General features: G+C 67.7%; 13 protein-coding genes and 1 other RNA gene. All 14 read right to left on the bottom strand.

All coding sequences use genetic code 11. From position 1 onward, the window contains the following. Positions 1 to 2 precede the first annotated feature (2 nt). The 14 genes from murC to pyrC all read right to left on the bottom strand — a co-directional run bounded on the left by murC (position 3) and on the right by pyrC (position 14,821). Entirely contained in the window at positions 3 to 1,418 is a 1,416-nt protein-coding gene (murC, locus tag GO608_RS12595) for a UDP-N-acetylmuramate--L-alanine ligase (RefSeq protein ID WP_169200024.1), read from the bottom strand. Further along, on the bottom strand, positions 1,415 to 2,488 hold the full coding sequence (gene murG, locus GO608_RS12590; RefSeq protein ID WP_169200023.1) for an undecaprenyldiphospho-muramoylpentapeptide beta-N-acetylglucosaminyltransferase: 1,074 nt from the start codon (positions 2,486 to 2,488) through the stop codon (positions 1,415 to 1,417). The genes murC and murG overlap by 4 nt, the downstream gene beginning before the upstream one ends. Before the next feature lie 73 nt (positions 2,489 to 2,561). Continuing rightward, positions 2,562 to 3,794 carry a putative lipid II flippase FtsW gene (ftsW, locus tag GO608_RS12585; RefSeq protein ID WP_169200022.1) on the bottom strand — a complete coding sequence of 411 codons (1,233 nt, stop codon included), beginning with the start codon at positions 3,792 to 3,794 and terminating at the stop codon, positions 2,562 to 2,564. Next, positions 3,791 to 5,191 (bottom strand): UDP-N-acetylmuramoyl-L-alanine--D-glutamate ligase, encoded by a 1,401-nt coding sequence (gene murD / locus GO608_RS12580; protein ID WP_169200021.1) that lies wholly within the window; start codon positions 5,189 to 5,191, stop codon positions 3,791 to 3,793. Before murD ends, ftsW begins: the two co-directional genes overlap by 4 nt. Next, positions 5,188 to 6,276, bottom strand: a complete 1,089-nt coding sequence (gene mraY, locus GO608_RS12575; protein WP_169200020.1) for a phospho-N-acetylmuramoyl-pentapeptide-transferase — start codon at positions 6,274 to 6,276, stop codon at positions 5,188 to 5,190. Before mraY ends, murD begins: the two co-directional genes overlap by 4 nt. Before the next feature lie 3 nt (positions 6,277 to 6,279). After that, entirely contained in the window at positions 6,280 to 7,683 is a 1,404-nt protein-coding gene (locus GO608_RS12570) for a UDP-N-acetylmuramoyl-tripeptide--D-alanyl-D-alanine ligase (protein WP_169200019.1), read from the bottom strand. Further along, the gene (locus tag GO608_RS12565) at positions 7,680 to 9,188 is read right to left on the bottom strand and encodes a UDP-N-acetylmuramoyl-L-alanyl-D-glutamate--2,6-diaminopimelate ligase (protein ID WP_169200018.1); all 1,509 of its coding nucleotides are present in this window, start codon (positions 9,186 to 9,188) and stop codon (positions 7,680 to 7,682) included. The genes GO608_RS12570 and GO608_RS12565 overlap by 4 nt, the downstream gene beginning before the upstream one ends. Next, positions 9,185 to 10,939: a peptidoglycan D,D-transpeptidase FtsI family protein gene (locus tag GO608_RS12560; protein ID WP_169200017.1), complete on the bottom strand. Its 1,755-nt coding sequence runs from the start codon at positions 10,937 to 10,939 to the stop codon at positions 9,185 to 9,187. Before GO608_RS12560 ends, GO608_RS12565 begins: the two co-directional genes overlap by 4 nt. 10 nt (positions 10,940 to 10,949) lie before the next feature. Beyond that, positions 10,950 to 11,243, bottom strand: coding sequence for a cell division protein FtsL (ftsL, locus tag GO608_RS12555; RefSeq protein WP_169200016.1), 294 nt, complete (start codon positions 11,241 to 11,243; stop codon positions 10,950 to 10,952). Then, a complete protein-coding gene (gene rsmH / locus GO608_RS12550; RefSeq protein ID WP_169200015.1) occupies positions 11,240 to 12,178 on the bottom strand; it encodes a 16S rRNA (cytosine(1402)-N(4))-methyltransferase RsmH in 939 nt (312 codons plus the stop codon). The genes ftsL and rsmH overlap by 4 nt, the downstream gene beginning before the upstream one ends. Further along, positions 12,175 to 12,618, bottom strand: coding sequence for a division/cell wall cluster transcriptional repressor MraZ (mraZ, locus tag GO608_RS12545; RefSeq protein ID WP_169200014.1), 444 nt, complete (start codon positions 12,616 to 12,618; stop codon positions 12,175 to 12,177). The genes rsmH and mraZ overlap by 4 nt, the downstream gene beginning before the upstream one ends. 282 nt (positions 12,619 to 12,900) lie before the next feature. Then, positions 12,901 to 13,328, bottom strand: an RNA gene (rnpB, locus tag GO608_RS12540) — RNase P RNA component class A. Between the two features lie 23 nt (positions 13,329 to 13,351). Continuing rightward, the gene (locus GO608_RS12535; RefSeq protein ID WP_169200013.1) at positions 13,352 to 13,774 is read right to left on the bottom strand and encodes a hypothetical protein; all 423 of its coding nucleotides are present in this window, start codon (positions 13,772 to 13,774) and stop codon (positions 13,352 to 13,354) included. A gap of 12 nt (positions 13,775 to 13,786) precedes the next feature. Then, complete coding sequence (pyrC, locus tag GO608_RS12530; RefSeq protein WP_169200012.1) at positions 13,787 to 14,821, bottom strand: dihydroorotase; 1,035 nt, start codon at positions 14,819 to 14,821, stop codon at positions 13,787 to 13,789. Between the last annotated feature and the right edge of the window lie 76 nt (positions 14,822 to 14,897).

Below are 14,897 nucleotides of genomic sequence, written 5' to 3'. Positions count from 1 at the left end.
CCTCACACCAGTTCCTCGCTGCTTGCCAGTTTGCCGGGCACCGCACCGATCGAGCCGGCGCCCATCGTGATCACCACATCGCCATCTCGCACCGCCGCGAGGATCGTCGCCGGCATCTCGTCGATGTCTTCGACGAACACCGGCTCGACCTTGCCCGCGACGCGGATCGCCCGCGCCAGCGAGCGGCCATCGGCAGCCACGACCGGGGACTCCCCGGCGGCATAGACTTCGGCGAGCAGCAGCGCATCGACGGTCGACAGCACTTTGACGAAATCCTCGAAACAGTCGCGCGTGCGCGTGAAGCGGTGCGGCTGGAACGCCAGCACCAGCCGCCGGCCCGGGAATGCGCCGCGCGCCGCGGCAAGCGTCGCCGCCATCTCGACCGGGTGGTGGCCGTAGTCGTCGATCAGCGTGCAGCTGCCTTGCGGTGTGCCTTCGGCGTCGCGCAACGCCACCTCGCCATAGCGCTGAAAGCGCCGGCCGACGCCGCGGAATTCGGCCAGCGCCTTGACGATCGCCGCGTCCGGCACCTGCACTTCGGTCGCCACGGCGATCGCCGCCAGCGCGTTCAGCACGTTGTGCACGCCGGGCAGGTTCAGTTCGATCGGCAGCCGACTCACTGAGCCGTTGGTGCGCACGACGTCGAACAGCATCCGCCCGCCTTCGGCGCGGACGTTCTCGGCGCGGATGCCGGCAGTCTCCGACAGGCCGTAGCGCACGACCTGCTTCGACACCAGCGGCATGATCGAGCGCACGTGCGGGTCGTCCTCGCACAGCACCGCGACGCCGTAGAACGGCAGGTGCTGCAGGAAGTCGACGAACGCCTGCTTGAGCCGCGCGAAGTCGTGCCCGTAGGTGTCCATGTGGTCCGCGTCGATGTTCGTGATGACCGAAATCACCGGCGTCAGCAGCAGGAACGATGCATCGGACTCGTCTGCTTCGGCGACGAGGAAATCGCCCTTGCCGAGCCGCGCGTTCGCGCCGGCCGCATTGAGCTTGCCGCCGATGACGAAAGTGGGGTCCATGCCCCCTTCGGCGAGGATGCTCGCGACCAGCGAAGTAGTCGTCGTCTTGCCGTGCGTGCCGGCGATCGCGATGCCGTGCTTCAGGCGCATGAGTTCCGCGAGCATCTGCGCGCGCGGCACGATCGGCACATGACGCGATCGCGCCGCGACGACTTCCGGATTGTCGTTGCGCACGGCCGTCGAGATCACGACCGCGTCCGCGTCCGCGACATTCTCCGCCGCATGGCCGAACCTCACGCGCACGCCGAGCGCGGCGAGCCGCCGCGTCGCGGCGTTCTCGCCCAGATCCGAGCCGCTGACCATGTAGCCGAGGTTCGCCAGCACTTCAGCGATCCCGCTCATGCCGGCGCCGCCGATGCCGACGAAGTGGATGCGCTTGACCTTGTGCTTCATTTCTTTTTTCTCCCTGCCGCGAGTTCCTCGCAAGCCTGTGCAACCGCTTCGGTCGCGCGCGGCTTGGCCAGCGCCCGCGCTTTCGTCGCCATGTCGAGCAGGCGGTCGCGGGCGAGGCTCTCGATGATGCCTGCCAGCCGTTCGGCATCGAACTCCGGCTGCGGCAGCAGGTAGGCGGCGCCGCGATCGGCGAGAAAATGCGCGTTTCCCGTCTGGTGATCGTCGACGGCGTGCGGGAACGGCACCAGCAGGCTCGCCGCCCCGACCGCCGCGAGTTCCGCGACCGTCAGCGCCCCCGCACGGCAGACGACGAGATCGGCTTCGGCATATCTGGACGCCATGTCGTCGATGAACGGCAGCAGTTCGCCCTCGACGCCGGCCGCCGCGTACGCCGCGCGCAGCGCTTCGAGCTGCTTCGCGCCGGCCTGGTGCGTGACGATCGGCCGCTGCGCCTTGTCGATCCGCGCGAGTGCTTTCGGCACGGTGTCGTTCAGCACCGCCGCACCGAGGCTGCCGCCGACGACGAGCAATTTCAGCGGCCCGCTGCGCCCGGCAAAACGTTCGTCCGGCGGCGGCACGGCAGCAATGTCGGCGCGCACGGGATTGCCGACCCAGCCGGCTTTCTTTAGTGCGTGCGGAAAGCCCGACAGCACGCGGTCGGCGACGCCGGCGAGCACGCGGTTGGCGAGTCCGGCGACCGAATTCTGTTCGTGCAGCACCAGCGGACGGCCGAGCAGCGCCGCCATCATGCCGCCCGGGAAAGTCACGTAACCGCCCATGCCAAGCACGACGTCGGGCCGGATGCGCCGCAGTTCGCCCTGCGCCTGCCAGAAACCGCGCAGCAGGTTCAGCGGCAGCAGCAACTTGCGCAGCAGCCCCTTGCCGCGCAACGCGCCAAAGCGCACCCACGAGGTCTCGTAGCCGTGCTGCGGCACGATCCGCGCCTCCATGCCATCCGGGTTGCCCATCCACACGATGCGCCAGCCGCGCCCGCGCAACTGCTCGGCGACGGCGACGCCGGGGAAGATGTGGCCGCCGGTGCCGCCCGCCATCACGAGCAGCGTCTTCATTGGGGCACCCTCGCGCTGCGCGCGGTCCCGCCAAGCGGGACTGAGCACTTCTTGGGGCGGCCCGGCGAAGTGCTCATGCTGCGGTCCCCCGCTTCAACTGGCGCACTTCCCAGTCGACGCGCAGCAGGATCGCCAGCGCGAGGCAGTTCGCGACGATGCCCGAACCACCGAAACTCATCAGCGGCAGCGTCAGTCCCTTGGTCGGCAGCAAACCCATGTTGACGCCCATGTTGATGAACGACTGGACGCCGAACCACAGTCCGATGCCCATCGCGACGAGGCCGGAAAAATAGCGCTCCAGCTTGACCGCCTCGCGCCCGAGGACCAGCGCGCGATGAATCAGGATCGCGAACAGCGCGATCACCGTCAGCACTCCGGCGAAACCTAGCTCCTCGGCGATCACCGCGAGCAGGAAATCCGTGTGTGCCTCGGGCAGGTAGAACAGCTTCTCGACGCTCGCGCCGAGCCCCACGCCGAACCATTCCCCGCGGCCGAATGCGATCAGCGCGTGCGACAGCTGGTAGCCTTTGCCGAACGCGTCCTGCCACGGGTCCATGAAGCCGAAAATGCGGTCGCGGCGATACGGCGACAGCCAGATCAGCAGCATGAAGCCGATCACCGCGACGAGCGCGAGCAGCGCGAACACTCGCACGTTGATGCCGCCGAGGAACAGCACGCCGAACGCGATCGCGGTGATGACGACGAAAGCGCCGAAATCGGGCTCGCCGAGCAGCAGGAAGCCGACCAGCAGAATCATCGCCGCCATCGGCAGGAAGCCACGACGAAAACTGCCCATGTCGGGCAACTTGCGTACCGTGTAATCGGCGGCATACAGCGCGACGAACAGCTTCATCAGCTCCGACGGCTGCAGGTTCAGCGGACCGAGCGGCAGCCAGCGCTGCGCCCCGTTGACCTCGCGACCGACGCCCGGGATCAGCACGACGATGAGGAGCAGGAGGCCAACGAGGAACAGCCACGGCGCGAGGCCCTGCCACTGGCGCATCGACAGCTGGAACGCGGCGAGCCCGGCGCCGACCCCCACCGCCAGGAACATCGCGTGCCGCAGCAGGAAGTAATGCGACTGGTGGCCGGTGAAGCGGCTGCCTTCGGCGATGGCGATCGACGACGAGTAAACCATCACCAGCCCGATCAGCAGGAGCCCCGCCGCCGGCCAGATCAGCAGCGGATCGAGTTCGCGCTGCGAATCGGCCGGGCGCATCAGGCGGTCGACCGCGCGGCTCGTCTGCGTGCCGCCGTTTTCGTGGCGCGTGGCAAGGAAACCGGCGAACGCGCTGGCGAACTTCATGATGCGCGCACCTGCGGCAGCCGCCGTGCTGCAGCGACGAACACTTCGGCGCGATGCGCGTAGTTGCGGAACATGTCGAGGCTCGCGCAGGCAGGCGACAACAGCACCGCGTCGCCGGGCCGAGCCTGCTCGTTGGCGCGAACGACCGCTACCTCGAGGTCCGGTGCATGTTCGACCGCGACCGCCGACCCTTGCAGCGCGGACTCGATGCGGGCGGCATCGCGCCCGATCAGCACCACTGCCCGGGCGTGGCGCGCAACGGCTTCGCGCAGGGGCGAAAAGTCCTGTCCCTTGCCGTCGCCGCCGGCGATCAGCACGACCGGGCAGTCCATCCCGTCGAGCGCAGCCACCGTGGCGCCGACATTGGTACCTTTGGAATCGTCATAAAAGCGCACGCCGTCGCTGCGCTCGGCGACCAGCTCGACGCGATGCGGCAGGCCGCGAAACGCGACGACAGCGTCGGTCAGGCGCTGCGGCGCGATGCCCAGGCCGCCTTCGCACAAGGCCAGCGCGGCCAGCGTATTGCCGGCGTTGTGCCGGCCCGCAAGAGGCAGGTCGGCCAGCGCGAGCAGGCGTTGTGATCCGCGCACCAGCCACGCTTCGCCGGCGATCTCCGCGATGCCGTAGTCGTCCGTCGCCCGCGGCGCCGAAACGCCGAAGCGGATCAGCGGGCGTCCGGGCAAGGCCATCGCCGCCACCCGTCCGTCGTCGCGGTTGAGTACCTGCACGCCGCCGCCTTCGAAGATCGCAGCCTTGGTGGCAGCGTATTCGTCGACGTCGACATAGCGATCGAGATGGTCATCGCTGACGTTCAGCACGGTCGCGGCCTCGGGATCGAGTGCACGCATCGTCTCGATCTGGAAGCTGGACAGCTCGAGCACCCAGCACTCGGGCAGCGGAGCGCCCTGTGCCAGCCGGTCCATCAGCACATCAAGAGCCGCCGGGCTGATGTTGCCCGCCGCCACCGCATCCACGCCTGCCGATCGGGCGAGAGCGGCGGTGAGCGCAGTGGTGGTGGTCTTGCCGTTGGTGCCGGTAATCGCAAGGATGCGGGTCTGCGCCCGCACCCCGAGTTCGTCGAGCGCCTCGGCGAGCAGGCTCATCTCGCCGGTCAGCGGCAATCCGCGGTGGCGCGCTTCGGCGGCGACGCCGACGCGCGGGTCGAGTCCCGGACTGAGCGCAACCAGATCGATACCGTTCAGCACTTCCGCGCCGAAGCTGCCGACGACGATTTCGGCCAGCGGCGCATCCGCATGCAGCGCATCGAGCCCGGGCGGCGTCTGCCGGCTGTCGGCAACGCGCAGGCGCGCGCCGCGCAGCGTACACCAGCGCGCCATCGCCAGCCCGGACTCGCCCAGCCCGAGAACCAGAACGTGTTTTCCGGTCAGTGCACTCATCGCAGCTTCAGCGTCGACAGGCCGAACAGCACCAGCATGATCGTGATGATCCAGAAGCGGACCACCACCTGGGTTTCCTTCCAGCCGCCCAGCTCGTAGTGGTGATGAAGCGGCGCCATGCGGAAGATGCGCTTGCCGCCGCTGGCCTTGAAATACAGCACCTGGACCATCACCGACAGCGTCTCGGCGACGAACAGCCCGCCCATGATGAACAGCACGATCTCCTGGCGCACGACGACGGCGACCGTGCCCAGCGCCGCGCCGAGCGCAAGCGCGCCGACGTCGCCCATGAACACTTCGGCCGGATACGCGTTGAACCACAGGAAACCCAGCCCCGCCCCGGCGAGCGCGCCGCAAAACACCGCGAGTTCCCCGGCGCCGGCGATGTACGGCACGCCGAGGTATTTCGAGAATCCGGCATGGCCGGCGACATAGGCGAAGATCGCCAGGGCGCCTGCGACCATCACTGTCGGCATGATCGCGAGCCCGTCGAGGCCGTCGGTGAGGTTCACCGAGTGGCTCGTGCCGTTGATGACGAAATACGACAGCGCGACGAAGCCCAGCATCCCGAGCGGATACGACACGGCCTTGAAGAACGGCACGATCAGTTCGGTCTGCGCCGGTTCGTTCGCCGTCAGGCCGAGGAACAGCGCCGCGGCGAGCGCGATCAGCGACGTCCACAGGTATTTCCAGCGGCTCGCGAGCCCTTTCGGATCGCGATGCACGACCTTGCGCCAGTCGTCGACCCAGCCGACCGCGCCGAAGCCGAGCGTCACCAGCAGCGTCACCCATACGTACTGGTTGCGCAGGTCCCCCCACAGCAGCGTCGTGACGGCGATCGCGATGAGGATCAGCGCACCGCCCATCGTCGGCGTGCCGGCTTTGGTCAGGTGGGACTTCGGCCCGTCGTCGCGCACTGCCTGACCGATCTTCTTCGCCGCGAGCCAGCGGATCAGCGCCGGGCCGAAAGCGAACGAGATCAGCAGCGCGGTCATCGCGGCCATGACCGTGCGCAACGTGATGTAGCCGAACACATTGAAGGCGCGGATGTCCTGGCCCAGCCAGAGGGCGAATTCGAGCAGCATCGATTACTTTGTTTCCGTCGAGGGGGCGCCATTGTGCACCGCCACAAGGGCGTCCGCCACCCGTTCCATGCGCATGAAGCGCGAGCCTTTGACGAGCACGACGGTCTCGGCATCGAGCTTTCTCGTCAGCGCCGCGACCAGCGCTTCGACACTCGTGAAACGGCGCCCGCCGTCGCCGAAGTTGCTCGCCGCCACCGCGCTCATTTCGCCGAGCGCGAACAGCGCGTCCACGCCCTTGCTTTTGGCATAGCCGCCGATCTCGTCGTGAACCTGCGCGCTGGTCCAGCCGACTTCGCCCATGTCGCCGAGGACCAGGATCTTCTGTCCCGGGGTGGCCGCGAGCACGTCGATCCCGGCGCGCAGCGAATCGGGATTCGCGTTGTAGCTGTCGTCGAGGATCACCGCACCGTTGGGCCCGGTTCGCCGCTGCAACCGTCCCCGCGTGCCGGCGTAGGCCGCGAGCCCGACAGCGATCGCATCAAGACTCGCTCCGGCCGCAAGGCACGCTGCAGCGGCTCCGGCCGCGTTCCGAGCGTTGTGTTCGCCCGGCACTTGGAGGTCGACAACGATGCGCCCCGACGGAGTCGTCAGGTCGAGGTGGGAGCCGAGGCCGCGCAGCGTGCATTCGCCGGCGACATCGGCTTGCGGAGTGAGCGAAAAGGTGAGCGTGCGGCGCGCCGCGTTGAGCTCCCGCCAGTACCGCGCCTGCAAATCGTCGACGTTGATGACTGCGACACCATCCGGCCCGAGCGCCTCGTAGATCGCGCCCTTTTCGCGGGCGATCTCGATCACCGTCCCCATCCCCTGCAGATGCGCGCGCTGCGCGTTCGTCACGATCGCGACGGTCGGACGCGCGAGGCCGGCGAGGTAGGCGATTTCGCCGGGGCGGTTCATGCCCATCTCGACGACCGCTGCGCGATGACCGCTGCGCAGTTCGAGCAGCGTCAGCGGCAGGCCGATGTCGTTGTTCAAGTTGCCCGCAGTCGCGAGCACCGCTTCCGCACCACAGCCATCGCGCCGGGCCTGCGCGCGCAGGACCGCGGTGCACATTTCCTTGACCGTGGTCTTGCCGTTGCTGCCGGTGACTCCGATCACGGGCAGTTCGAAGCGCGCACGCCAGTGTGCGGCGAGCCGTCCCAAGGCCAGCCGCGTGTCTTCGACGACGAGCAGCGGCAACCGTGACGGCTCGGGCTGCGCGCCCGCCCACTGCGCATCGACGAGCGCCGCTGCCGCCCCTTCGGCCGCCGCCTGAGCGACGAATTCATGGCCATCGAAACGTTCGCCGCGCAGCGCGACGAAAAGCCGCCCGGCCGTGATCTTCCGGCTGTCGGTTCCCACCGAGCTGAAATGTCCCGGCGTCGTCGCGACGACACCCAGAGCTTGCGCCGCTTCGTGCAGCGTCATCATTGGTCTGCTCCCTGGCTTCGATTCCATGCATGCACCGCAAGTCGCGCCTGCTCGACGTCGGAGAACGGCAAGCGCACGCCCAGCACCTCCTGGTAAGGCTCATGCCCCTTGCCGGCGAGCACGATCACATCGTTGGCCCCCGCTTCGCCGACCGCGATGCGAATCGCCTGGGCGCGATCGACGACCCGTTCGGCGTTCGGGCCGGCGCCTTGCACGATCGCGTCGATGATCTTCAGCGGATCCTCGCTGCGCGGGTTGTCGCTGGTGACGATCACGCGGTCGGCAAGCGCGCGCGCGACATCTCCCATCATCGGCCGCTTGCCCGCGTCGCGGTCGCCCCCGCAGCCGAACACGCACACGACGCGCCCGCCCCGCCCCTGCGCCGTGCTGCGCACCGCTTCGAGCACCTGGGCGAGCGCGTCGGGCGAGTGCGCGTAGTCGATGACCACCAGCGGCTCGCCGACGCCGCCGACCAGCTGCATGCGCCCGGCCGGCGGCGTCAGCCGCGACACGCTGCGCAGGATGTCGTCCATCGGCACGTCGCGGACCAGCAGCGATCCGATCACCGCCATCAGGTTCGAGACATTGAATGGCGCGACCATGCGCACCTGCACGGTGTGGTGCCCGCCCTCCCAGCCGAGCGCGAAGCGCAGGCCCGACGGGACGTTCTGCTCACCCGCGGCGACCAGCACGCGCGCGCCCGGCACCGCGCCGGCGCGGTCCGCGAAGCGCGTATAGCCGATCACCGGCATGCCGCTCGCCGCGAGCCGCCGCGCCTGGGCGAGGCCGAAGTCGTCGTCGAAATTGATCACCGCGGCACCGATGCCCGGCAGGTCGAACAGGCGCGCCTTCGCGGCTGCATAGGTTTCCATGCTGCCGTGGTAATCGAGATGATCGCGGGTCAGGTTCGTAAACACCGCGACGTCGAACTCGACGCCATTGACGCGCTCCTGATCGAGCCCGATCGACGAGACTTCCATCGCCGCCGCGCCGGCACTTTCCGCGACGAACGCGGTGAGCATGCGGTGCACCTCGAGCGCGTCGGGCGTCGTGTTGCCGCTATCGACGAGCTCGCCGGGGAAACCGCAGCCCAGCGTGCCGATGACGCCGCAGCGCAGGCCGAGCCCGGCGAGCGCTGCGGCGAGCCACTGGCTCACCGTCGTCTTGCCGTTGGTCCCCGTCACGCCGGCGATCCACAGTTTGCCGGAGGGACGGGAATGGATCTCGTGCGCGAGGAAGCCGCCGAGGCTGCGCAAACCGGGCACCGGCACGGCGGGCACCGACAGCGCTTCGAGCCGCATGCCGTCGCTGTCGTCCCACAGCACCGCGGCGGCGCCGCGCTCGATCGCGGCGGCAACGTAACGCCGGCCGTCAGCTGCGAATCCGGGCCACGCGGCAAACAGATCCCCGGGTTGCAGGCGACGCGAGTCGGCGGTGATGCCGTGCGCGACGACACCGGACAGCCGCAGCCGTTCGAGGATTTCACGGGCGCGGGCGGCGCTCACATGCCCCCCCGTGCGGTTCGTGCCTGCTCCGCCTTGCCGGCGACCTGCAGCGGAACAAGCGGTGCATCCGGCGCTACGCCCAAGGCCCGCAGCGCCCCTTCGGTGATCTGCGCGAAAACCGGCGCCGCGACCGTCCCGCCAAAATATTGACCGGCAGAAGGTTCATCGATCATCACCGCTACGATAAGTCGCGGATCGGACGCCGGGGCGAAACCGACAAAGGACGATACATATTTGTTCGCGTATCGCCCGCCCTCGAGCTTGTGCGCCGTGCCGGTCTTGCCGGCCACGCGGTAGCCGCGGATCTGTGCGCGCGGCGCGGTGCCGCCGGGGCCGGCCGCGAGCTCGAGCATGTACCGCATCTCGCGCGCGGTCTCGACCGAATACACGCGCTTGCCGGCAGCCAGAGGGGTGTCGACGCGCGTCAGCGAAAGCGGCAGCAGTTCGCCGTCGCGCGCGAACGCGAGATAGGCGTGCGCCATCTGGATGAGGCTGACGGAAATGCCGTGGCCGAACGACATCGTCGCCTGCTCGATCGGCTTCCACGTCTTCACCGGACGCAGCCGCCCGCTCGCTTCACCAGGAAATCCGAGATCGAGCGGGGCGCCGAAACCGAGCTCGTTGAACATGCGCCACATTTCCTCCGGCGCGAGGTTCATCGCCATTTTGACGGTGCCGACGTTCGACGATTTCTGGATCACTTCCGCGACGGTCAGCGGGCCGTGCCGGTGCGAGTCGGAAATCGTCGACCGCCCGATCGACACCCGCCCCGGCGCCGTGTCGATGACGGTGGTCGGCTCGACCTTGCCACGATCGAGTGCGAGTCCGACGATGAAAGGCTTCATCGTCGAGCCGGGCTCGTACGTGTCCGTGAACACGCGGTTGCGCAATTGCGCGCCGCTGAGGTTGGTACGGTTGTTCGGGTTGTAAGTCGGGGCGTTGACGAGGGCCAGCACTTCGCCGGTGCGCACGTCGAGCACCACCGCCGCGCCCGCCTTGGCCTTGTGCGTCTGCATCGCCTGGTTCAGCGCGGAGTACGCGAGATACTGGATCTTGGCGTCCATCGCCAGCACGAGGTCCTGGCCATCGTGCGGCGGACGGATCGCCTCGACATCCTCGACGACCTGGCCGCGCCGGTCGCGGATGACCCGGCGCGCTCCCGCCGTACCGGTCAGCAGCTTGTCGAACGCTAGCTCGACGCCTTCCTGGCCCTTGTCGTCGACGCCGGTGAAACCGAGCATGTGCGCCATCACTTCGCCGCCCGGATAGTAGCGCCGGTATTCCTGCTGCTGATGGATGCCGGGAAGCTTCAGCGCGGTGATTTCCTGCGCCAGTTCGGGCGACAGCTGGCGCTTCAGATAGACGAAGTCGTGACTGGTCGCAAGCCGTCCGTTCAGCTCCTCGACACTCGTCTCGAGCAGCTCGGCGAGCTTGCGCGCGTCTGCCGGCGACAGCCGTGCATCCGATGGAATCGCCCAGATCGACCGCACCGGCGTGCTGATAGCCAACACGTCGCCATGCCGGTCGATGACGCGGCCCCGCGTTGCCGGCACCTCGATCGCGCGGGCGTAGCGCGATTCGCCCTTCGCCTGCAGGAACTCGTTGTTGAACCCCTGCAGATACAGCGCGCGTCCGACGAGCGCCAGCAGGCATGCAAGAAGGGCGGACATCACCAGCCGCGAACGCCATGCCGGAAGAACGTTCTTCAGCAACGGGTTGTGGTTGAAGGGCAACGGGCGCTGTTTTCTCATGCGCACGTCCTCACTTCGGCAGCCCTGGTTCGGCGGACTCGTGCCCTCCCTCCACCGTGAGCACCTGTCCCGGTGCAGGAGGACGCATGCCGATCCGTTCGCGCGCAATCTTCTCGACCCGCGCATGCGCAGCCCACGTGCTTTGTTCGAGCTGCAGCTGCCCCCACTCGACTTCCAGGCCCTGGGCGCGCGCCTGTTCCCGCTCGAGCTCCGAGAACAGCTTGCGCGCCTGATGCTGCGCTGCGACCACCCCGAGCGCGCTGCTCACGACGAGCGCGACCAGAAACGCGTCGGCGCGGATCATGCCGCGCCCCCTGCCCGTTCGGCGACGCGCATCACCGCGCTGCGCGAGCGCGGGTTGGCGGCAACTTCGGCGGGCCCCGGACGCTGGCTCTTGCCGACGAGCCGCAGGCGCGGCTGCGGCAGTTCGGCCGCCCGCAGCGGCAGACGCGACGGCAACTGCGGCGGACGCGATTCGTCACGCATGAAGCGCTTGACGATGCGGTCTTCGAGCGAATGAAAGCTGATCACCACCAGCCGGCCGCCGGGCTTGAGCCGCTCGACCGCAGCCGGCAGCACTAGCGACAGCTCTTCGAGCTCCTGATTGATGAAAATCCGTAGAGCTTGAAAGCTGCGCGTCGCCGGGTGCTGCCCCGGCTCGCGTGTACGGACCGCTTTTTCCACGATCTCGGCAAGCTGTCGAGTGCTTGCGACAGCCCCCCCTGCCCGAGCAGCTGCAATCGCCTTTGCAATCGCATAAGCAAACCGTTCTTCCCCATAATCCCTCAGCACCTCGGTGATTTGCGCGACCGACGCATCGGCCAGCCATTGCGCCACGGTTTGCCCGCGGCTCGTATCCATCCGCATGTCCAGCGGCGCGTCAAAACGAAAACTCATACCCCGCGCCGCCTCGTCGAGCTGCGGCGACGACACGCCCAGATCGAGCAATACGCCGTCGACATGTTCCAGTCCGAGCCGATCGAGCTCCTCGGCGAACGCGCTGAACGGCGCGTGCACGACGGTCAGCCGCGGATCGGGCAACGCGAGGGCCACCTCGATCGCGCGGGGATCGCGATCGAACGCGATCAGCCGTCCGTCGGCATCGAGCTTCGCGAGGATTGCCCTGCTGTGGCCGCCGCGGCCGAACGTGCCATCGACATAGACGCCGCCCGGCCTGATCGCCAACGCCTCGACGGCCTCCGCGAGCAGCACGGTGACATGTTGCGGAGCGGCACTCACAGCGCCAGGCTCTCGAATCCGGGGGGTAGCGCGTCGCCCGTCAGCGCCAGCATCGCCTCCTGCTGGGCCTGCCAGCCCGCATCGGACCAAAGCTCGAAATGGGCCCCCTGACCGACCAGCCAGACCTGCTTTTCGAGTTGCGCCCATTGCCGCAGCGAGCCGGCGAGCAGCACCCGCCCGGCGGCATCGAGGACTTCCTCTTGGGCAAAACCGACCAGCAAGCGCTTGAATGCAGAGGTGCGCGGATCGAAGCCGGGCATCGCCGCAATCCGGTCGCGAATCGGTTCCCATGCCGACAGCGGATAAACGAGCAGGCACTTGTGGGGGTGGGCGGTGATCACCAGGGGCGCGCCGTCAGGGACGAGTGCGTCACGGTGCCGAGCCGGAATCGCGAGGCGACCCTTCGCATCGAGACTGAGCGCAATGGCTCCCTGGAACATTCATCCCCCGCAATTCTTCTTCGAGTGAAACGTCGTATGACACTTTGACCCACCAATCCCCACCGGTTCCCACTCTAGAGGAAAGGTAAACCCCGGTCAAGCCGCGAGAACGGACTTTTCCGTTGCGACACAATGACTTATGAAAAATATGAAGACTCCGTATAAACCCTGAAAAATCAAGGCCTATAACGGATTTCAATGAATAATGGATAAAATGCAGGTAGGAATTACCCGATGTGGGGCTACCCCTTAACGGGGATGACAAGGTACTTGCCCGAAGGGATGGGAAGTTCGCCGATAAGCCGGGTTCTGTCGAGCGCCTGCGACTCGCATCACAGGCACCGGGCAGTCATTCCTCTGGGCGCCGCGTTGCCGCGGCGCTCAAGCAGCCTACCCGGGAGCAGCGCGAGCCACGCCATTGCTCCCCTATTTGGCCTTGCCCCGGATGGGGTTTGCCGTGCCAGTCCTGTCGCCAGTCCTGCGGTGGGCTCTTACCCGACGAAGCTTGCACCCCGTCCGCAACGACGCTCGACGCGCGCTGCGCACCATTTCACCCTTGCCTGATCTCCTCGCGGAGCCATCGGCGGTTTGCTTTCTGTTGCACTTTCCGTCGCCTTACGACGCCCGGCCGTTAGCCGGCATCCTGCTCTGCGGGGCCCGGACTTTCCTCCACGCACACGAATGCACGCAGCGACTGCCTGGCGAACTTCCCGCGGCGATTATACGCGCGCGATCACCGCGCCGCGGGGATAAAAGCGGCAGCGCCTTCCTGCAGCTCGAACGTGCCGACGAGTGGCCCCGGCCGCGTACCGGGGACGTTCTCCCAGTCCTGCACCTGGCATCCGGCCGTGCTGACGAGATACCAGCGATCCCCCTGATGCAGCGCCCACAGCCGGTCGCCGGCTTCGAACACTTCGAGGCGTGTCAGCTCGGTGCTGTCAGGATGGATCGCGACGCGCCGCTGGCACTGCGGCAGGCGCGACGCGATGACAGCCTGATTCACCGTGCTGCGCCAGAAATAAGGTTTTTCGCGCACCAGGATCAACGCGTGCTGGCTGCCATCGATGACGTAGGCGGTGGCGCTGTTCTCGCACGCAGCCAGCGCCGGCAGCATCGCTACGGCAACGAGGGCACGCAGCACGACGGACGGGCTCATCGCGACATCCTGTCAGAGCACGCGCCAGGCGACTGTTTCGCCGGCACGCAGCGGGACCAGCGGGTCGTCGTGCAGGTATTCGTATGCAGTCGGCACTTCCCACGCGTCTTTCGCCAGCGTGATCCGCTCGGCGTTCGGCGCAAGGCCGTAGAACGCGGGGCCGTTCAGGCTCGCGAAAGCCTCGAGCCGGTCGAGCGCTCCGGCCTGCTCGAAGGCCTCGGCGTACAGCTCGATCGCGGCGTGCGCCGTGTAGCACCCAGCGCAGCCGCAGGCGGCCTCTTTCGCGGCGCGCGAATGCGGCGCGGAGTCGGTACCGAGGAAAAACTTCGCGCTGCCCGACGTCGCCGCTTCGACCAGCGCCCGACGGTGGGTTTCGCGCTTGAGCACGGGCAGACAGTAATGATGCGGGCGGATGCCGCCGGCGAAAATCGCGTTGCGGTTGAGCAGCAGGTGATGTGCTGTCACGGTCGCGCCGACGTTCGGGCCGGCGTCCTGCACGAAGCGCGCGGCTTCGGCGGTCGTGATGTGCTCGAAGACGACGCGCAGGGCGGGAAAGCGCGCCACCAGCGGCGCCAGGACCTGCTCGATGAACACCTGCTCGCGGTCGAACACGTCCACGTCGCCGTGAGTGACTTCGCCATGCACGCACAGCACCATGCCGAGCTTTTCCATGCGCTCGAGCACCCCATGGACTTTTTCGATGCCGGTCACGCCTGCATCGGAGTTCGTCGTCGCGCCGGCCGGATACAGCTTGACGGCGACGACCGCGCCGCTCGCCTTGGCACGGTCGATTTCATCGGGCGAGGTGTTGTCGGTGAGGTACAGGCTCATCAGCGGCTCAAAGCGCAGGCCGGACGGCAGTACAGCGAGGATGCGGGCGCGGTATTCGAGCGCCTGCGCGGCCGTCGTCACCGGCGGGCGCAGGTTCGGCATGATCAGCGCGCGACCGAAGCGGCGCGCGGTATGCGGCACGACGGTCGCCAGCGCTGCGCCGTCGCGCACGTGCAGATGCCAGTCGTCGGGGCGGATCAGGGAAATCGTCTGCATGATCTTCGATTCGAAAGAGAAGCCCGGATAGGGAAACTTCGGAGTCGGGAAGCTGGAGTGGGGTTCGGGATGCGTC

Origin of the sequence: Aromatoleum buckelii (assembly GCF_012910785.2) — a bacterium.
Lineage (GTDB): Bacteria > Pseudomonadota > Gammaproteobacteria > Burkholderiales > Rhodocyclaceae > Aromatoleum > Aromatoleum buckelii.
Note: the sequence above shows the minus strand (reverse complement) of the source record. Positions and strands in the feature narration are given on the sequence as shown.